The organism is Victivallis sp. Marseille-Q1083 (assembly GCF_903645315.1).
Taxonomy (GTDB): domain Bacteria; phylum Verrucomicrobiota; class Lentisphaeria; order Victivallales; family Victivallaceae; genus UMGS1518.
In genome coordinates this window covers 234,073-254,278 of the sequence record NZ_CAHJXL010000002.1, presented here as the reverse complement: position 1 = coordinate 254,278, position 20,206 = coordinate 234,073, and the positions used below count along the sequence as shown (strand labels likewise).

The following is a 20,206-nucleotide window of genomic DNA, read 5'->3' as shown; positions in this document are numbered from 1 at the left end:
CTCACCGGACCGGCTGGACGAGCCCCCATTTGGTGAAGAGCAGCCGGCAGCCGATCGCGGCGGCCGGCAAATTCAGCAATTTGGCCAGCACCCTGCAATAAATGCTCATTTGACCGTGATAATGGGCGGCCAGTTCCGGCAACTCCTCCAACTGGAAGTCGTTGCTTTTGTAATCGACGATGACCGCCCGGCAAAGAGCGCCGTGTTCGTCGTACTGAAAACCGACCCGGTCAAAGCAGCCGCTGACCCAGCGGCCTTCAACGACCGTCTCGAACGTCCGTTCCCGCCAGGGCTCGCCCCATTGCCGGCTCAGCAGTTCAACCACCTCCGGATTGCGGCGGCAGGAATCGAAATGCGCCAGCACTTCCGGCGGCGTATCGGCCGGCACGACAAAATCCTCCAGATATTCGATCTTTTCAAAGAAGCGATGGATCCGGTTGCCGAAATCGGTCCCCTTCCCCGGTTCCGGCAAGGCGAAATAGAGCCGTTCCGTGCCGGAATCCTCCAACCGCGACGGCGTCGTCCGACGCAGCCGCGGCAGCCGCTTCTCCCCGGCGACCATCAACGGCGGCGGCAACTGCCGCAGTTCCGTCCCGGCAGCCGGCCGGGACCACGGACGGCCGGAAACATAAAGCAGCGTCCTGACCCCGCCCAGCGGTTGAAAGGACAGAGGAATTTCCACCGGATACTGCGGGAAGAACAAACTCTCGAAAACATAATCCGACGGATAATAGGAGCCTTTTTTCAATTCGGCGCTCCACTTCCGGACAAATTTTTTCGCTTTGCCGTTTTTCGTCTCTTTTTCCGGCGTCAGCCCGGGGTGGAAATTGGCGGCTTTTTCGCCGGAACGCGGCGGCAGCAACACGTACATGCCGTACTTCGCCCTGGTCATCGCCACATACATGACGCACAAATCCTCGAACGATTCATCGGCGTGACGCCGCTCCAGCGCCCGGCGGATTTCCGGCACCGTCCCCCCCTCTTCCCTCGGCTGATAGAGCAGCCAGCGGCCGTCCGCCGCGGCCGCGAAACCGTCCAGCGGCACCGACCGCAAATTGTCATGCCGGCCGTTGACCATCGGGTAAAACACCACATCGAAACCGAGTCCCTTGCTGTTGTGGATGGTCATGATCCGAATCTTGTTGCCGAGGGCGGTGTCGCTTATTTTGTAGCGTGAAACGAAATCGCGGAAATCCAGACTGTCCGGCGGCTGGCCGCTGCCGTCGAAGGCGGCGGCGGCAGTCAGCAGCGTTTCGACATTGCCGTTGCTCCGGTAATCGTAACGCTCGATTTCCGGTTCGTTCCAGACCAGGCTTTTCAACTCCAATTGCTGCAGCCACTCCCGCAGGACCGGCTGGAAGCCATTGTGGTGCAGCCGGGCCGCCAGCCGCTGCAGCGCTTCCGGGCCCGACGGCAGCAGATGCCGGACCGGCTGGCTCATCGCCACCACCTCCCGGCTCAAACGGTCGCCGGGATGCTGCAGATAGACCAGCAAAGCCAGCAGGGCCGTTACCAGCCGGTCGCTGCCGATGCTCTCATCGCCTTCCCAGATCACCTGTTCCTTCATGGCCGGCTCCCGCTCGACAAGCGCCTCTTTCAGCTCGATGCCGTCGGCCTTGCTGCGAACCAGGATGCCGCAGGAAAATTCGCCGGCCGACCAGCCGATCTCCCGCAATTTGGCCAGGATGACCGCCGCGTAATTCCCGACCGGTGAAGCGTTGGCGGCGCCTTCACAAACCAGAATGGCCTGAAACTCCCCCGCCCGGTCCGGATTGGCCGCCTCATGCATTTTCCAGCCGCGTCGCCAGCGCTCCGCCGTCTCCGGCGGCAACGCCGATCGGCCGATGCTCTCCGGGCCGAACAACAGATTCAACGCCCGGCAAATTTCCGGACCGTAACGGAAGGAGCGACGCAACTCATCCTGTTCCAACTGCAATGCGGCGATCACCTCATTCATCAACCTGCTGTCTCCGGAGCGCCAACCGTAGATGGCCTGCTTGACATCGCCAACCAGAAACAGGCTGTGTTCCCCGTCGTGAACATCGTCGATGATCGACTGCAACACCTGCCACTGTTCCCGGCTGGTATCCTGAAATTCATCGACCAGATAGTGTTTCAAACGGGCGTTCAGACGGTAATCGATATCATAACGCCATTCGTTGCCGTCGTCGGTCAGCAGCCGCGGCAGGTCCTCGAAAGCCATCCGGCCTTTTTCCAGCACCTCCCGGCGATAAAGCCGGGTATAGCGCTGCAGCAACTTCTGCATGCCCTCCGTCCGCCGGCCGGCCTGATAGAGCAGAATGTCACGGCCATGTCCGAACAACGCTTCAATCGCCTGGCGCAATTCCGGCGGATAGAGATATTTCTGGGCGAAGCCTTCCGGCTTGGCCCCGCCGGTTAAAAAATCGTCCCAGACCCGGAAAAAAGCGCGCATGACAGTTTTGGTTTCCCGGGAAAATTTGGTTTCCCGGCCGGCCCGGCGGCAGGCCAGCAAAGCCGCTTCCAGCGGGCCGCCAAAATAACGCGGCGGCCAGTCGGCAAAATCCCGGCAAGTCCGCCAGGCCTGCTCCAACGCTTCAGCCGAAGTCGGCTCGAAACGGCTCCAATGACGCCAGACCGAATCCTCGTCGCGCCGGCCGAAGAATTTCATCGTGCGACCGACCAGTTCATTGCAGCTGGCGAAAATCACCTTGTCCTCGTTGCCGAACGAAGCCTCTTTGCACAATTCGATGAAGTCGTCATCGCTGTCCAGGTCCACTTCGTCGTTGAACAGCCGCCGCAACAACTGCTCCTGAATGCTCCGGCTTTCGGCTTCACTGAGCATCGAGACTTCGCCGGGCAAGCCCAATTCCATCGGAAACACCTGAACGATACCGGCCATAAAGCTGTCCAGGGTGCTGATTTTCAATTCATTCAGGGCGCCGACCACCTTCTGCAGCAGCAAGCGGGCCATTTCCGCAGTCAGCTCATCCCGGGAAGCGCCGCCATCCATCGCCGCCAGTTGCCGCTTCAACTGCAACAACCGCTTTTCGTCCAACGCCGCGCCGTACAGCAGTTCCAGCAGACGTTCGAGAATTTCCGCCGCCGCCGCCCGGGTGAAGGTCATCGTCACGATCGACGGCAACTGTTCCGGATCGGCCAGCAGCATGCCGACCAACCGGACACCGAGCATCTCCGTCTTGCCGCAACCGGCCGAAGCGTCGATCGCCAGCGAACGGAATTCTTTAAAGGGCTGGTTCATCGGCCGCCTCCTCCGGATGCCACGGAATTTGTTCCAAAGCGATGTAATCGGCTTCCGACGTGCTGCCGATCAATTCGCAACGCCGGTCAAAACGGCCGTTGAGCTGCCGCGGCGGCCAGAATACCGCTTCGACGAAAATCCGCCGCAACACCCAATCGGCGCACCGTACCGCATTCTGCAACACCTCCGGTCGTTCCAGCTCATCGAAAACCGCCAGCCGGGTATCGGTAAAAGCCAGCGGCAAATTGAAATAAGCGGCCGAAAAGACCGCATCCGGCGCCATGGCAAACTCATCGGCCAGAATGTATTTGGCGATCAGCAGATAGAGCGGCAGTTGCAGATCGGCCCAATAACCGGCCGCGCTCCGGCTGCCGCTGCTTTTCTCGAAAGCGTAACGCGCTTCCTTCTCCTCGTCTCCCCAGGCGGCCGCCGCTGAAATCACATGCTTCTCAGCCGGACTGCTGCCGGCGCTGCCGGTCTTGTAATCGATGAGCCGCCATTCCTCGATTCCCTGCTCCGACCGCCGCCAGTCCAACCGGTCCAGCCGGCCATCCAGCGTGATCGCCGACCGCCATGCCGATTTCCCGGCCGCCGGAAAGACCCGGCTGTACAGTTGATCCCAACGGAAACTGAACGGCAGCTCCACCGCCCGAATCCGCCAGCCGGCGTCATATTCCTGCGCTTGAACGGCGGCAAAATAGTGCAGATTCTGTGCCATGATGCCGCATTGCAGGCGAACGATGCCCCGCCGGCCGCCGTTGAGCCGGTGCCGGACCACCTTCTCCAGCTCCCGCTGGCAAAAGGCATCCACCACCGCCGGATCGCCGCTCGGTTCCAGACCGTCGCCCAGCCGCCGCAGCACTTCATGCAGCAGGTTGCCGAACTGCATGTGGTCCAGTTCGATGCTGCGGTCGTTCAACTCACGGATGCGCAACACATTGTTCAAATAAAACTGGAACGGACAATTCAAATACGACTGAAACGCCGTGACGCTCAAATGCCGGTTCAACAAGCCGACCCGCCGCGGCATATAGGGCGGAAAACCGCCGGCGCCGGCCAACCGCACCGGCTGGACCGGTGATTCGTCCAGCGCACCGGAAAACAACAGCCGGATCCGGTCCGGCAGCAAAGCGGGACCGCACTGCATCAGCAGCCGGCCGGGCCGCAGGACATCGCCGTTCAACGACGCCTTGCCATACAGGATCGTCAGCCGGCGGCTTTCCAGCAGCGCTTTCAGCCGGAACACGTCGGCCGCATAACGCATTTTATCCGTCGTCATCCCCAGCAGTTCCCGGGTCCGTTCCGGCAGCAAAGCGTCCGACGCCCGGCGGTAATGAAAGTTTTCCTCATTGAAGCCGGCAACCACCAGTTCCCGGTCCGGCCGCCACGGCAGCTCCAGAAAGCCCACCAGATCAATCGCCGCTTCGACATCCGCCCGAATGGAAATTTCAGTGTGATTGCATTCGTCAGTCAACAGTGTTTTCGCCATTTGCGGCCGCTCCCTGGCGGCATTGGCCGCTTCCACCACCAAACGCTGCAACTGCGCCAATTCGACGGCGCTCAATTCCAGATCCAGTTCCGCATAAGAGTTGTTGCGGCCGATTTCAGCCAGAATTTCAAAGGCGTTGCGCAACAAGTCCGGCGTTTGACGCAACCGCCGCCGCCAGACGGCCAACCGCTCCAGCCAATCGGCCAGCTCCGCCAGGGCCGGCGGCGGCGCCGTCCGGGCGGTTTCATACTGCACAATGTCCCGCAATTCCGCCCAGTCGGCCAGGAGGTGTTCGCTCTCCAATTGATCCAGCCTGATCAACACGCCCGGCCAATCATCGACCAACCCGACGGTCAGCGCGAAATCCTGCACCAGCGCGTTGCGCGCCAGCCGGGCGATCAACTCGAAACGCACCGGGTCCTCCGCCAATGCCAGCAAATCCAGCAGCAGCCGGGTCCACGGCAATGCCGACAACTTGCGGCTTTGCGGCGCATAAACCGGCAGCTCCGGCTGCTGGTACTGCAATTTTTCCACCAGTGACTCGGCCACTTCCTCATCCAGCACGCCAATGGCCGACGGCCGGTATTCCGGATTGGCCAGCAGATCGGCCAGCTTGGCCGCCTGTTCTTCCGGCCGGCCGAAACGGCGCACCCGCGTCCGGCAATCCAATTCGAGCGGCTGCGCCAGCCACTCCTGCCGCGGCCGCCCCCAGTCGTCGAAACGACTCAGCTCCGCCGCCGGCGCCCCGATCCAAACCTCCACCGGCACCGGCAAATGCGCCGCCGCCTGCAAAACGCCGGCCGGCAAATCCGGACAACCGATGAAAATCACTTTTCGAACGCCTTCCGGCACTACCGGCCGCCGGATCGCTTCCAGGCGGGCCGCCGCCGGCTCCGCCACCCGCTCGAAACCGGCGAGCAATTGCCGCTCCAGCTCCCACAGCTCCTGAAACCGGGCCAGGCAATCCAAACTGCCTTCGGAAGGACGCTCCCGGCAATAGCGGTCAAAACGGCGACAGACCTCTTCCAGATTCAGCGCTTCGCCGGCCAACTCCAGCCGGCACTGTTGAAATTGCCGGGCGATGCCGAGCAGCCAGCCATCTTCCCGGCCATAGCGGCGCAGTAAATCGTTCTTGAAAAGATTCGGGCAGGCCCCCGACGGCAGGGAGCGCAAAAGCTCCACCCAGCGGATCAGCACCGTAGCCGAGTCGGCCACTGCTCCTTCCGGCTGCAACAGCATTTCCGGCAGCGTCACACGCAGGGAAGTCACCCCGCCGAGATCGGCAAAACGGAGCGCCAGCGCCTCCCGCAGCAACCGGCCGGCTTCCGCCGTCGGCATCACCACCCAGCAATCCCCCAGGTCGGCCGGAAACCGGCAACGGTTCAGCTCCGCCAGCCGGTCGACCGCGGATTCCAGCCACGGCCGGTCCCACCCCAGGGCGATACGCGTTGCCTGTCCGGCAATCAAGCTCCGGTTCTCCGCGCCGGACACAGATCATTCAGAAAACAGTCGGCGCACTTCGGTTTGCGCGCATCGCAGATCTGCCGTCCCAGGGTAATCAATTGATGGGAAAAATCTTTCCAGTATTCCGGCGGCACCACCGCATTGACCTCCGCCTCGATCTTTTCCGGCACGTCGCAGGCAACCACGCCCAACCGGTTCAACACCCGTTTCACATGGGTATCCACCGGAAAACCGGGCAGCCCGAAAGCGTTGCCCAGGATAACATTGGCGCTTTTGCGCCCGACACCCGGCAAAGCTGTCAATTCCGCCATCGTCCGCGGCACTTCGCCATGGAACTCCCGCACCAATTTTACGCTGGCGGCATGCAGGTTGGCCGCTTTGGCCCGGTACAGGCCGACCGAATGGATCAGCCGCTCCAGTTCTTCGACCGGCAGTTCGGCAAACCGTTCGGCATCCGGCGCCACCCGGAACAACTCTTTGGTGACCAGATTCACCCGGTCATCCTTGCATTGCGCCGACAACACCACCGCGACCAGCAGTTGAAACGGCGAACGGTGCTCCAGCGGGCACTCCCGCACTCCGTATTGCGCTTCCAGCCGCTCCCGAACCTGCAACAACCGTTTTCGCTGCGCGCCAGTCATGCTTCGCCGTCCTGTCCGGCCAGACGGACAAAATTCTTCAGCAGCGTCAAACCGGCCGTCTGACTTTTTTCGGGATGAAACTGCGTCGCGCCGACTCTGCCCCGGCCGATGACCGCCGGGAAATCCAGAATATATTCACAACTGCCCAGCGTCCACTCCGGATCGGCCGGCGCCACATAATACGAGTGGACGAAATAGAAATAACTCAAATCGGACAAACCGGCCAGCAACGGATGATGCCGCCGGATCCGCAATTGATTCCAGCCCATGTGCGGCACCTTCTCGCCGCCTTCCGGGAAACGTACCACTTTGCCCGGCACTACTCCCAGCCCGACTACGCCGGGCGCTTCTTCGCTGCTTTCCAGCAGCAACTGCATCCCGAGGCAAATTCCCAGCAGCGGCTTCCGGCGGCGCGCCCATTCCCGCAACGGCCCGGCAAAACCGCTCCGGTTCAACTGCTCCATGCCGTCGCCGAAATTGCCGACTCCCGGCAGGATCAACGCGTCGAACCGTTCCAGTTCCGCCGCCCGGTCGAAAATCCGGACCGCGCCGGCCCCGGCGACCTGCTCCACCGCCTTGAACACACTGAGCAAATTGCCGATGCTGTAGTCGATCAATCCAATTATCATATCGAGCTCCTCAAAAGTTGCCCCCCACCAGCTCCGCCGTTTTCACACGAACCCCCCCGCCCGCCGGATCGCCGTCGGCGGTTTTTCAATTCACTTTCAGCTTAAAAACCGCCCCGCCGATGCTCTGCCGCAACGGCTCCAGCAATTCCAGGCAAGTTCCCTTCGACTCCGGCCAGCTTCCCTGCAACTGCTCGATGGCGAACCGCGACAGATCCGGCACCGTCAAATAAACCGGCAGCGAACCGGCATGTTCCTTCACCTCGGCCCCGTACAGCGTATTGGCCGCCCGGCAGCAGTCGCGCAGGACCTCCGCCGCTTCATACAAATGCGGAATCAACAGCATTTCCGCCACCGGCACCGCCAAGTTGCAATGGCGCACATAATCGGTCATCATGAAAAACAGCCGGATGCTCGGAAACAATTTGCCGACGCCGAGCAGCCGGACGATTCCCTCGTCGATCAGCCGCCTGCCCTGCGGTCCCAAAGCGCCGTACACCATTTCCGGCGTCAGCAACAACGACGAACTGCCGCTCATCCGGCGGCCGCCGCTGCGCGTCACATTGACATGCAGTTCCAACGGCACCGTAGTCATCAGCGATTTGTAATACTTGGCCAGTTCGAGATAAAGCGCCGGCGGCGCGGTGGAAATTTTCAACGTTTTGGCCGCGTTGAGCACCTGGCCGGTCAAATAATTCAGATGCATTTCATCGACATCCAGATGCCGCCGGATCAGCTCGGCAATCGTCTGCCCTTCGCTGCTCAACGTCACGCCGATACAACTGTTCAGGCTGCGGAAGATGGCCGCCACCTCGGGGAAACCGACATCCTCAAGAATTTTCACCACCGCCGCATTGATCTCGGTTTCGGCAAAGACCTTCTCCGGCCGCGAACTGGCGGACAACGCATGCTCCACCGCCAGAGCGATATCTTCAGCCAGATAGCTCTCCCGCAAGCCGGCGGTCAGAAAACAATGGATGATCTGCGCCTGCAGCTTATCCACTTCGAACACCGTGCCGATGCCGTTGACACCGAGCAGCATGATGGAATTGTCGGCCGGTTTGATCACTTTTCAGCTTTTCGGTTGATCGGACAGGGAGCGAATCTCATCGATGAACTCCTCGACGTCCTTGAATTTACGATAGACGGAAGCGAACCGCACATAGGCAACCTGGTCCAGCGCCTTCAACGCCGCCATTACCCGGCGTCCGACTTCCGCGCTGGTCACTTCCTTGTCGAAATCCCGCTGCAGCCCGGTCGAAATCTCATCGACCAGCCGGTCGATGTCCTCAATGCGCACCGCCCGTTTGTAGCAGGCATTCTCGATGCCGCGCCGCAATTTGTCGCGGTCGAAATCCTCCAGAATATTATTCTTCTTGACCACCTTCAATTCGGCCTGGATAATTCCTTCGTAAGTAGTGAAACGATGGCCGCACTTCAGACACTCCCGGCGGCGGCGCACCCCGGCGCCTTCCTTGACCGCCCGGGAATCCACCACTTTATCATCCTGACATCCGCATTCCGGACACCGCATAAAACCCCCGTTTTTACCATTCCCAGATATTTTCAAGACTGTAAAAGTCACTGAAATTGACACCGCCGAACGACTGCCGCATTTTCGCCTCATCGGTGACGCCGGCCAGCACATTGAGAAATTGCCCGAATGTCCGGCGGCGCACGCTGTCGCGGTCGCCCACCGGATGCCGGGCCACCTGCAACCCGATCAATACCGCTTCCGGCTTGTCCGCCGCGGCCAAAACCGCCGCCGTCTGCGCTTCAACCTGAGTGCTGGTGTTGGCAAAAGCCAGAACGATGACCTGGTCGGCGAATTTCCAGAAATCGTTAATCGAACCGCAGCTCAAATTGCCGGATGCGGCCTGCAGGTGATAATCGTACGGCACTACCACGGTCATCGGCAAAGCGCCGCCGCTCAAATCGTGGAGACGTTCGGCAAATTGGAAAGAGGCCTTCATCAGTTCGTCGTTATCCCGGCCGATGCCGTAACCATTCGGATACCAGTTGAACAAAGCCCCCGGCCGGCCGGATTCGTGGGCGCTCAACTCCAGCGTCAGTCCGTCAAGCGGCAGGCGCTCCCCGCTCCGGCCATCCGGCAGCCAGGCCAGCAGCCGGTCCAACTGCCGGGCGGTCTGCTGTTCCGGCGAGTCGAACCATTCCCGCCAGGCCCAATTGCCGCTGCGGCGGTAATCAAAAGCGCTTTCCCGCAGCAGCAGATTGATTTTCAGGTCATGCCGGTGGGCCGCCGCCGCCATCGCCGCCAGTTCGGCAAAATAAGAATCACTGCCGAGCCGCGCCATATCCAACCGCAGATGCAGCCGCGTCAATCCCAGCCGGGACGCCCTGACCATCAATTCGTCCGGCATCCCGCCATAAAACTCAAATGTCTCCCGGTCGATAAAACAACCGCGCTCCAAACAGACTTCCAGTATGTCTTTCAACTGCCTGGCCCGATCGAAATCCACCTGTTCCAGCGGACGCAACAGGCCCTGACGGTCGGCCACCGCCGCACTCCGGCAACCGCCGATGCCCAGAGCCACCGCGCCGACCATACCCAGATGCCGAACCCACTTCAACTTCATACCGGTTCGTCTCCCTTCGACTTTCCATGAATTTATCGTATTTAAAATTACCTTAAAAATGCTCAATTTCAACCCCCTCAACCGAAACGGACCGGTTTTTTCCACAATTCGGCGCTTGATTATCCACGCCTTCCGGTCTATTTTTAAGGAACTTTTTTTTTACGGATGATAAAATTTATGAACGACAACCTCGATCAGGCGCTCGGTCAGTTGCGCAACGAAATCGACCGGGTTGACCGCCGGATTCTCGAATTGCTGAACGAACGCTACACTTTCGTCAAAGCGGTCGGCCGGCTTAAACAGGAACACAATCTGCCGATTTATGTGCCGGAACGGGAAAAAGCCCTGTTGGCCAAACTCGACGAATGCAATGCGGGGCCGCTGCCGGCGGCGACGCTGCACGCCATTTATCGCGAAATCATTTCCGGCGCCCGGGCGCTGGAACAGCCGTTGCGGGTCGCCTTTCTCGGCCCGGAAGGCACATTTTCCCATCAGGCGGCCATCAATCAGTTCGGCCACGGGGTCAAATATTGCGTCACCGGCAGCATCGCCGAAGTGTTCCATGCCATCGAATGCGAACGGGCCGACTACGGCTGCGTACCGGTGGAAAACTCCACCGAAGGCGCGGTCAACTATACCCTCGATACGCTGATGCGCACCAACCTGAACATCTGCGGCGAAAGCAATCTGCCGATCCATCACTGCCTCCTGAGCAATTCGGCCCCCTCGGAAATCAAGACCATCTACAGCCATCCGCAGGTGCTGGGGCAATGCCGTCAGTATCTGCTGCAGCATTTTCCACAGGCCGAACAGATGGCGTTGAGCAGTACGACCGCTTCCGCCCGACTGGTCGCCGAAACGCCGGGAACCGCAGCGCTGGCCAGCGCGATGGCGGCGGCGCTTTTCAATGTCGGCATTCTGGATGAGAACATCGAGGACATCAGCAACAACACGACCCGTTTCCTCATGCTCGGCCGCCAGCAGCCGGCTCCGACCGGCAACGACAAAACCTCGCTCTGTTTCATCGTCAAAGACCGGCCGGGCGCGTTATACGACTCGCTGGCGCCGTTCAAAACCGCCGGCCTGACCCTGACGATGATCGAAAGCCGGCCGGCCAAAAGCAACAACTGGGAGTACTGCTTCTTTATCGATCTGCTGGGTCACCGGGCAGAACGCACCATTCAGGCGGCCTGCCGGGAACTGGAGCAGCGCTGTTCCGTGTTCAAAATTCTCGGCAGTTATCCGCGTGCCGTCGATATGAACTCCAGCCAGGCCTGATTCCACCCGTTTCCGCCGCGTGAAAGCGGCCGGGATTCATCCGGCAAAGTTTTTTCCATGTTACAGTCTCCGACAGGCGGCATTTAGCCGTCAATTTTGACGACTTTTTTACATTTTTTTTTGGCAACCGCTCTTTTTAACGATATATTAACGAAAAAAATACAGGTAGTTCAGATGATTCCCGATCCATCCCTTTGGCAATGTCACTATGCGGTCATCGGCTGGCCGGTGGCGCACTCGTTGTCGCCGCAGCTCCAGAATGCCGCGTTCGAATATTACCGACTTGGCGCGCCGTACGGCAAATGCGCGGTCCCGCCGGAAGAATTGAATGACTTTGCCGCCAATGCCAGAACCCGCCTGGCCGGCTTCAACGTCACCGTGCCGCACAAACGGCAAATCATCGCCGCCCTGGATGAAATCACGCCGGAGGCGGAAACAGTGCAGAGCGTCAACACCGTCAGCGTGCGCTCCGGACGGTTGTACGGCGACAGCACCGACGGATACGGTTTGGCGATGGCGCTGCAGGACGCCTTTGCGTTGCCGGTGGCCGGCCATGCCTTCTGCTTTCTCGGCGCCGGCGGAGCGGCCCAGGCGGCGGCCGGTTACTTCGCCACGCACCGGGCAAAAGAGCTCTTCATCGTCAACCGTTCCATCGCCAGAGCGGCCGATCTGGCCGAACGCCTGAACGGCCTCTGTCCCTCCTGCCGCTGTCATGCCGTCGCCGCATCGGATCTGCCGGCGGTCCGCCGGGCCGTTGCGGCCGCCGAGGTGGTCATCCAGGCCACCAGCCTGGGGTTGCGGCCGGACGATCCGCCGCCGTTATCCGAAACGGTTCTGGCCGAAGCCAAACGCTGCTTCGATACGATTTATCATCCGACCGCCTTTCAGCGGGCGGCCGCCGGGCGGGGCATTCCGGTCGCCGACGGCCGCGGCATGCTGCTGCACCAGGGAGCCAGATCATTTGAACTGTGGACCGGGAAGCCGGCGCCGGTTGAGGCGATGCGCGCCGCACTGGAGGAAGCCATTCGGCGAAATCGGCAATAAATTCGGGTTTCAACGGCGCTCTTCTCCCTAATTTTCACCAAGAATCCGTCTTATTTTAGCGTCATACCGGAAAAAGGGATTGACAACTGACGGCGGCATGATACTAATATGATCAGGAACGGACAGCACGACAGGTAACAGATGGGCTATTACTGGAATCGACAGTATTTGAAATTGCACGACATCTTTCGACTGCTGCAAAGCGGCGTCCTGAACGGTCGTAGTTTGCTCCGGGCCGAAAATGCCCCGGAGGAGCGGCCGCTCGCCGACGGCGCGCTCGCCGAATTGCTGCCGGCAGTCAATCAATTGCAGTGGGTTTGGTTCCGCAGGCTCGGCACTTATTTCTGGAGCTGGGCATTCGGCCTGGCCTTCCTGATTCTCTGGCCGCTCAATTTCTATATCCTGTTCCATTTCGCCCGCGGCATCGCCGTCATGTTCCACCCGGGCAGCTGGTGGCTGCTGTTCGTTCTGGTCGAAGGCGGGGTTTTCATCGGCTGGTGGTACTTCAAGCTGGCTTTCTACCAGATTATCTGGCAAATGCTGCCGCCGGATGCCGGCGTTCTTCCGCCGTTCTGGCGCCTGGCGCTGTGGTGCATCCCCGGCTGGAACTTCTTCTGGAATTTCCGGGTAGTCATCAAGCCGGTGCGGATTCTGGCGCCGCCGCAGGATGCCAAAGCACGCCGTTGGGCGCTCGTCTTAAGTTGGAGCTACTGTTTCGGCGCGCTGCTGCAACTCGGGCAGTATGCGCTGATCATCCTGTCCTGCTTCAAGTGGCAGGACAGCCGATTGCTGATCCTGCTGAGCCTGCCGACGCTGCAGCAACTGCTGCTGCTGTGGCTGATGGGCCGGACCTCGCAATTCGCCCGCCGGACATTGCTGCAGCGCAATAACCGCCTGGCACCGGAAGGCCTGAAACCTCTGTCCGCCGGCGGACAGATATGCCGCCAATGGGAAGCGTGGCAGCGCCGGAACAAGCGCGGAAGAGGTTACGGCGCCCTGGCGCTGGCTCTGCTGCTGCCGCTGTTGCTGCTGGCCGGCAGTTGGGGCTATTCCCGGCATCATTTTTCGGAGGCGGTACGCCGTTGCCGGGCGCTGCCCTGTCCGGTGACCGAACCGGAATTGGAACAGATGATTTATGAGGCTTCCGGCCAGCATCCCTCTTACGCGGAAGCGTATCGGCAGTTGCCGCCGAACAGCCAGGCGCTGTCGCAGCAACCGCTGCCGCTGCTGAAGCTGTCGGAAATTCCCGGGGAACTGCAAAAACAATGGGAAACTTACCTGGCGGACCACGAAACTTTGCTGCAGCAGGTATCCCGCCGGATCGCCGAAGAACCGCTGCCGGTGCGGCGTGACTGGCTGGCGGCCGACAACGATTCGGCGACGGAATATGGAAATATTTTGAAATCCTGGATCGGAATTCTGAATCATCGTGCCAGACTGGCCCTGGAACAGGGTGACAGCGAGTCGGCGGCGCAAGATTTCACCGCCGTTTTGCAGGCGGGCAATTTCGGCACGGAGGACTGGTGGATGGCGCCTCAGTTGATCGGCATGGAAATCGAAAATATAACGTTGAACCAACTGCACGCGCTGGGCGCCGGCGGCTGGCTGGCCCGCTTTTCCGATTCCACGCTGTTCGCCTGGCAGCAACTCCTGGAAACGCGGGACCGGCAACGGCAGCGCGGTTGCGGCCTGGCCCAACAGGGAGAAATTTTTTACGCGATCCAATGCAACACTTCGCCGACGGCGATGAACCGCGAACAGCTGCCGCGCTGGATGCGGCTGCATTACCCCGCCGACCGGCTGATTTGCTGGACCGATTTCGACTTCGCCAATCTGCTGGAAGCCCATTTGCAGTTGGCCCCTTATGCCGAAGCGGATTATTTCGCCGGTACTGCCGCCCGGCAGAATTACACCGCAATGATCGAAAAAATATATTTCCCTCATTCCCAGTACCTGGGAAAATCGATGATGCGCCTGCTGGCGGAACGCGCCCAGGAGAGCACCCGCCTCCGGCTGGCCGCCACGTCGCTGGCCGTCGAACGTTACCGGCGGAAAGTCCATCGCTTGCCGGCAACGCTGGATGTTCTGGTCCCGGAATTTCTGCCGGCCGTCCCGCTCGACCCGTTCAGCGGCCAGCCGCTGCAATATTATGCCGGTCAATTCAAAGTCGTCTTGCAGCGGGCCAATTTACACCGGCGCTTCCGTCGTTTTGCCGAAAACGGCAAGGCGCCGGCCAGACGGCTGCCGCCGTCACGATGGCAACTGGACGACCAAATCAAGCCGATCGATGGATTTTATTTGTTCAGCGGCGGTTCAGGCGGCAACACCGGCGGCCTGTCGCCGGTCAAAATAGAAGATTACCGGGTTTTCGCCGTGGCGACCACGGCCGGGACCACAAGCGACCAGAAAACAGAACGACAATCGACGGCCGCCCGAAACGGCGGCTCGATATTGTGATAACTTTTACGATTGCGGAGTAGATGATCTATGCATTATTATTGCGATGAGCGCGGCCCCTGGACGGAACTGGAAATCTTTGACCGGCTGCTGGCCGGCGACCTTTCCGCTCAATCCATGGTGCGCCGGGAAAACAGCCAAAATGCCGTGCCGCTGCACAGCTGTGAACTGGGCACTTTGTTATTTGAAGTCAATCTGGCGCAAAACCAGTTGAAACAGAAAATTCATTTCAACTTCGTCGGCTGGGCGATCAGCACGATGATTCTGGCGGTCTTTCTGACCGTGCCGGTAATCGAGTCGGGCCTGTGGAGCTATTATTCCTTCCAGGCACTGTCGCCGGGCGAAATCTTTCTGCTGGCGGTGACGCTGGCCTATGCGGTCGGCGCGCTGTATTTCCAGCCGATGATGCTGGGCAGAATCTGGCAACTGGTGCCGCGGCGCAATTCCAGACTTTCGCCATTCTGGAATATGATCATCTGGTACATTCCCATCTGGGGAGCACTCTGGAATTTCAAAGTGATGATCAAACCGATCAAAGCGCTTTCGCCGCACACTTCACGGATCACGGCATGGGGCTATTGTCTCTGGCACCTGGCGTTTATCGGTTGGATCGTGCTCAAAGCGTTCGGTTTTCTCGACAACTTTACCGCCAATGCCTATTTGCTGGTACTGCTGTTGCTGGGCATCGGCGTTCTGCTGAGCTGGTGGCTGGTGATGTTCCTGCTCTACGAACTGGCGATGGATGCCTTGTGCAACCGCAATCTCCAACTGATCGGGGCGCTGGCTTCGGTGCCGCGCCACGGGCTGTTCTCGGTATTCGACTGCCAGAAGCGGCTGCAAAAACGGTTGCGCCACCAATTGACCTACTGTATCCTGTTCGGGGTGGTTCTGCCGCTGGCCATCCTGAGCCTCTTCTGGCTGCACGCCTCCCGGCAATATCAGCGTGCACTTGAAAATGCCCGTTCGGCGGGTTACGCGGTTACCAGCGAAGAGATGTACAACCGCTATCCGGCCTTCAACCAGGCGGATGTCAATTATGTCTGCAACCGCCTGCAGCAATTGCCGGGCGCAATCCCCCGTTACCGGATTTACAACGCCGCCGTCTATCCGGCGGAAATCGCCCAGGAATGGAATAATTTCTTCAATGAATTCCAACAATATTGGCTCGATCCCAAGCAGTTGCTCACGACGGAAGGTTATCCGGCGGAACGGGCCTGGGAACACGGGCGCTTCATGGCTTCCAAAGATCTGCCGGGCTTCCAGACGCTGGTCTATTTTTATTTCAGTTGGGCGGCGATCGCCTTCAACAATCAAATGCCGGAACTGGCGTCCAATGTCTGGCAGACGGCAATGTGGCTGAGCAGTTGGTGTTATGCCGAACCGGTGGCGACGCGTTTTCAAGCGGGAATCGAACTCGATTCGGCTGGCGTCGGCTTGCTGGAACTTCAGGCCAACCAGGGATTGGCCGCCTTCCCCGATGAAATGCTGCGCAATTGGAGCAAGACGATCGCCGCCAATGAAAACGCCCAGCGCCGGGAGATCGGCAAAGTGATGGAAACGGAACTGCTCAACCTCATCCTGCTGCCGGATATGCCGTTTCAGGACTTATACCGGATGTTCCGCTACGACATCGTCCAATACGTGCTGTTCTTCGGCACCCCGCTGGGCAAATTGAAACAGGCCGAAGAAATCAATATGATGATCAAGCTGGTCGAAGCATCCGGACTGGAATATTACCAGGCGAAACCGCTGCTCGATGAAATCATGCTCAAATACCGTTCCCACAGCAATTCGCAGCTCTACACCCGGTTGATCAAAGTGATCAAACAGGCGGCCAAGGCGACGGCGCTGGAGCGTTGCGCCCAGACGGCGCTGGCGGTGGAACTGTTCCGGCGGCAAAACGGCAACCTGCCTTCCGGGCTGAACAAGCTGGTGCCGAACTATCTCGAGTCCGTCCCGCTGGATCCTTTCAACGGCCGGCCGCTGCGGTACAAGACCGGCGTGCTGGAAATCGAAATACCGGTCATCGCCCGGCGGGAAGCGCCTCCGGTCATCGACAAACCGTTCGAGGAAATGACCGAATATGAACGGCTGGTCGTCAAATCGACCGCGACCAGCCAGGGTTACGCCGAAGCGGCTTACAACTATACGACGGAACTGAATAAAATCAAAGGCTTCGAAATCTCCAGCGTCGGCGACGACGACGACTTCAGCAACCGGAATTTCGGAGAAATCACTTTCTCGGTAAACGTGCCGACGGAGAATTGAGCGATGCGCTATTTTTGCAATGGAAACGGTCCCTGGACGGAAGCGGAAATTTTCGAACGGCTCTGCACCGGAGAATTGCCTCCGGACGCGTCGCTCCGCGAAGAAGGTTCCGACCGGGCCATCCCGTTGACGCAAAGCCGGCTCGGCGGCACCCTGCTGCCGGAATTGAACCGTTGGCAATATCGCATGTTCAGCCAGATCCAAATCAACCGCTGGGGCTTCCTGATCGCCTTCGCCCTGCTGTTGATTTCGCTGTTGTTGCTCCAGACGGTGAGAACGCTTCCGATCAATGCTCTGAGCACCTGGCTTGCCCCCCGGTTTCTGCTCGGCGGCGGCGCGGCGGCAGCGCTGCTGGCCTGCTGGTATTTCGTCGCGATGCTGTTCTACCGCATCTGGCAGATGCTGCCTCCGGAACGCTGGCGGCTGTCGCCATTCTGGCGCATCGCCATCTGGCAGATTCCGGTCTGGCGCAACCTCTGGAACTTTAAAATTCTGGTCAGTCCGCTCAAAAGCCTGGGTCCCGAGGTGTCGGCGGTGACCAATCTGTGCTATTGCGCCTGCGACCTGCTCGGCTGTTACGCGGCTTATGTATCGTTGTACCTGGAATTCTACCGCCACTGGAGTTTTCACGATCAACTCGGACTCCGGCTGGTGGCATTGCTCTTTCTGCCGGTCGCGACCGCCCTGTGGCCGCTGGCGGTCGATTTGCCGGCCCGGCTGGCCGTCAAAAGACTGCGGGAAAGCCTTAACCAAAGCACCAGAAGCCTCGGCAACCTGCCGGAGGCCGATGCGGCCTTGCTGCGGCAGTTGCGCTTCCACTCCCGCCACCGCCTGAAACGGGCCTGGCGGTGGATTGCCGGCATCCTGCTGGTTCCCGCGCTGCTGGCGCTGCTGGCCGTCTACGGCTACGGCACCTGGCAGTTGAATGCCGGCTTGAACCGTTTCCGGCAAGCCGTGCCGTTCTCCCTGGCGGAATGGCAGGAACGTTATCAAACGCTGCCGACAGTTCCGGCCGAAGAACTCGAAACCATCCGGCGGCAACAGGAAGATCCCGCCTGGCAGACCGCCGCTGCCAAACTGCCTTACCTGTTGGCCAATGTGTCGCTGACGGCGGAAGCGGTACGGAATTATGAAACATACGGGCGGTTGAATGCCGGCGAGCTGGCGGAATTGCAGCATTTCCTGCTCGGCGGGGAATGGTCGTTTGCGACCGGACAAATTGCCGACCTGGTCCGGACCTTCGAACGCTGGAACCGTTTTCTGCTGCTGCGGGCCGGCGCCGGCGGCAACCGGCAGCAGTGGCAGGAATTGCTGGACGAACGCTGGCGGCTGCTGGATCATTTGCAGGCCAACCCGACGCTGGAAAATCTGCTGGCCGGCTGGGAACTGTTGAATCATACCTTGCCATTGCTCGCCGACGACATTCGGACCCATGCATTCAACGGCTGGACGGAGGAACAACTGACGGATTGCCTGGACCGGCTGACCCGCAGCGAACAGGCCAGCCGGCGACTGCTGGCCGCGGCATTGCAGCAGGCCGGGCTCCAGGCGCAGCAAACGTTGCCTTTCTCGCCCTATTCGCCCTTCGCCGCCGGGCGCAAGCCGGCCTGGGGCCAGGCGTTCCACACCCTGGCCGAATTGCTGCAAGCGGCGGAACAGGAGAACTGGAGCCAATTCCGCCAGCCGCTGCTGCGCCGTCCCCGGGAGGGTCTGGAGCCGCTCGGTCTGTCGAGATTCCGCCTGCAGGAAACCTGGTTATCGGCCCGCGGTTGGCTGCAGACCGCCCGCGCCGCGTTCGCGGCCGAGTTGTTCCGCCGGCAACAGGGCCGGCTGCCGGCAACGCTGGAAGAACTGTCGCCCGATTACCTGCCGGAAGTGCCGCTGGACCCGGCGGACGACCGGCCGCTTTTCTACCGGAGCGGTTCCTGGCAGCTCCCCGCAACGGACGGTACCGGTTCTTCCAGCTTCTCCGGATACCAGGTGTACAGCCGGCTGCGGCAGCCGTACGGCAATATCATTGAATTCATGGCGGCCGTTTTGTGACAATCGCCCCAAAGTGCTGAAAACAAAATCGGCGCCGGTTATGCTCTGTCCGGCGGGTTCATCGCGAACGGCCGCTTCGCCCGGACGTCGTGATTTTTCCATTCGTCACCGTCACATTCTTCAATCAAGGGATGGTTCGCGCCCCGAAAAAGTAATTTTTGTTGGAATCCGTTCTTGCTTTTCCGGCATTTTGACGATATTTTGCATAAAACAAAGATTTATATAAAAAACAGAAAATCACAATATGCAGCAAGAAAAGAAATACCAGGCCCCGGCGGCGGAAACGATGTTGAAATTGCTCGAATTCATGGCGGACCACCCCGGCAGTTGGGGGGTTTCCGAATTGAGTTCGGCTATCCGCGACGGCAAAAACATCGTCTTCCGCGTCCTGAACGTGTTGGCCGAAAACGGCTATGCGATAAAAAACGAGTCCGGCAAATACGAACTGGGCGCCAAACTGTTTTCGCTGGGAATGAAGCTGCACAACCGGTTCGAACTGCGTTTCAAAGCCCGCCCGTTCCTGCGCCGGCTCGCCGAACAGACCGGCGAAACCTGTCAACTGCAGATTCCGGACGGCAACCGGATGCTGTCGGTCGATGTCATTTCGCCGCCGAGCGACTATTATTTGATGGTCAATCCCGGCGCCCGTCTCTTTTACCACGCCAATGCATTCGGCAAAGCCGTCATGGCCTTCCTCGACAAGGAGACGCTGAAAAAACTGCTGAAAGCGCCGTTGAAGCAATTGACGCCGTTTACCGTCACGTCGCCGAGCGCGATCAGAGAGGAATTGGCCGTCATCCGGAAGACCCGGATCGCCACCGAGCACAACGAATACGTCAACGGCTCCTTCTGCATCGGCAGCCCAGTCTTCGACGCCACCGGCCGGGTAATCGCCGGTATCGGCATTTCCGCTCTTTCCAGCCGGATGAAACCGCAGGAGGAGGAAACGATGAAACACTGGGTGCTGGAGTGCGCGTCCGCCATTTCAGCCAGCCTCGGGTACGAGCCGGAAGCCAGCTTGCCGCTCGCCGCCCGGGAAAGTGGAAAGGAATCATAAA

General features: G+C 59.9%; 13 protein-coding genes. 6 read left to right on the top strand and 7 right to left on the bottom strand.

All coding sequences use genetic code 11. The features are described from left to right. Nucleotide 1: 1 nt before the first annotated feature. From HWX74_RS17070 to HWX74_RS17040, 7 genes are all read right to left on the bottom strand, one after another. Nucleotides 2–3,241, bottom strand: coding sequence for an exodeoxyribonuclease V subunit beta (locus HWX74_RS17070; protein ID WP_176014797.1), 3,240 nt, complete (start codon nucleotides 3,239–3,241; stop codon nucleotides 2–4). Continuing rightward, nucleotides 3,225–6,197 carry a PD-(D/E)XK nuclease family protein gene (locus HWX74_RS17065; RefSeq protein ID WP_176014796.1) on the bottom strand — a complete coding sequence of 991 codons (2,973 nt, stop codon included), beginning with the start codon at nucleotides 6,195–6,197 and terminating at the stop codon, nucleotides 3,225–3,227. Before HWX74_RS17065 ends, HWX74_RS17070 begins: the two co-directional genes overlap by 17 nt. Beyond that, on the bottom strand, nucleotides 6,194–6,835 hold the full coding sequence (gene nth / locus HWX74_RS17060; RefSeq protein WP_176014795.1) for an endonuclease III: 642 nt from the start codon (nucleotides 6,833–6,835) through the stop codon (nucleotides 6,194–6,196). The genes HWX74_RS17065 and nth overlap by 4 nt, the downstream gene beginning before the upstream one ends. Then, nucleotides 6,832–7,464, bottom strand: coding sequence for an imidazole glycerol phosphate synthase subunit HisH (hisH, locus tag HWX74_RS17055; protein ID WP_176014794.1), 633 nt, complete (start codon nucleotides 7,462–7,464; stop codon nucleotides 6,832–6,834). The genes nth and hisH overlap by 4 nt, the downstream gene beginning before the upstream one ends. Before the next feature lie 85 nt (nucleotides 7,465–7,549). After that, nucleotides 7,550–8,530 (bottom strand): hypothetical protein, encoded by a 981-nt coding sequence (locus HWX74_RS17050; RefSeq protein ID WP_176014793.1) that lies wholly within the window; start codon nucleotides 8,528–8,530, stop codon nucleotides 7,550–7,552. A gap of 3 nt (nucleotides 8,531–8,533) precedes the next feature. After that, the gene (gene nrdR, locus HWX74_RS17045) at nucleotides 8,534–8,995 is read right to left on the bottom strand and encodes a transcriptional regulator NrdR (protein WP_176014792.1); all 462 of its coding nucleotides are present in this window, start codon (nucleotides 8,993–8,995) and stop codon (nucleotides 8,534–8,536) included. A gap of 13 nt (nucleotides 8,996–9,008) precedes the next feature. Next, entirely contained in the window at nucleotides 9,009–10,058 is a 1,050-nt protein-coding gene (locus tag HWX74_RS17040) for a hypothetical protein (RefSeq protein ID WP_176014791.1), read from the bottom strand. 177 nt (nucleotides 10,059–10,235) lie between these two features. Between HWX74_RS17040 and pheA the strand changes: the two genes are divergently transcribed. The 6 genes from pheA to HWX74_RS17010 all read left to right on the top strand — a co-directional run bounded on the left by pheA (nucleotide 10,236) and on the right by HWX74_RS17010 (nucleotide 20,205). Then, a complete protein-coding gene (gene pheA / locus HWX74_RS17035) occupies nucleotides 10,236–11,336 on the top strand; it encodes a prephenate dehydratase (protein ID WP_176014790.1) in 1,101 nt (366 codons plus the stop codon). A gap of 174 nt (nucleotides 11,337–11,510) precedes the next feature. Next, complete coding sequence (aroE, locus tag HWX74_RS17030) at nucleotides 11,511–12,380, top strand: shikimate dehydrogenase (protein WP_176014789.1); 870 nt, start codon at nucleotides 11,511–11,513, stop codon at nucleotides 12,378–12,380. Between the two features lie 141 nt (nucleotides 12,381–12,521). Next, nucleotides 12,522–14,837 (top strand): hypothetical protein, encoded by a 2,316-nt coding sequence (locus tag HWX74_RS17025; protein WP_176014788.1) that lies wholly within the window; start codon nucleotides 12,522–12,524, stop codon nucleotides 14,835–14,837. A gap of 30 nt (nucleotides 14,838–14,867) precedes the next feature. Continuing rightward, nucleotides 14,868–17,105 carry a hypothetical protein gene (locus HWX74_RS17020; protein WP_176014787.1) on the top strand — a complete coding sequence of 746 codons (2,238 nt, stop codon included), beginning with the start codon at nucleotides 14,868–14,870 and terminating at the stop codon, nucleotides 17,103–17,105. A 3-nt stretch (nucleotides 17,106–17,108) separates the two neighbouring features. Beyond that, nucleotides 17,109–19,148, top strand: a complete 2,040-nt coding sequence (locus HWX74_RS17015) for a hypothetical protein (RefSeq protein WP_176014786.1) — start codon at nucleotides 17,109–17,111, stop codon at nucleotides 19,146–19,148. 244 nt (nucleotides 19,149–19,392) lie between these two features. Further along, nucleotides 19,393–20,205, top strand: coding sequence for an IclR family transcriptional regulator (locus HWX74_RS17010; RefSeq protein WP_176014785.1), 813 nt, complete (start codon nucleotides 19,393–19,395; stop codon nucleotides 20,203–20,205). Nucleotide 20,206 lies beyond the last annotated feature (1 nt).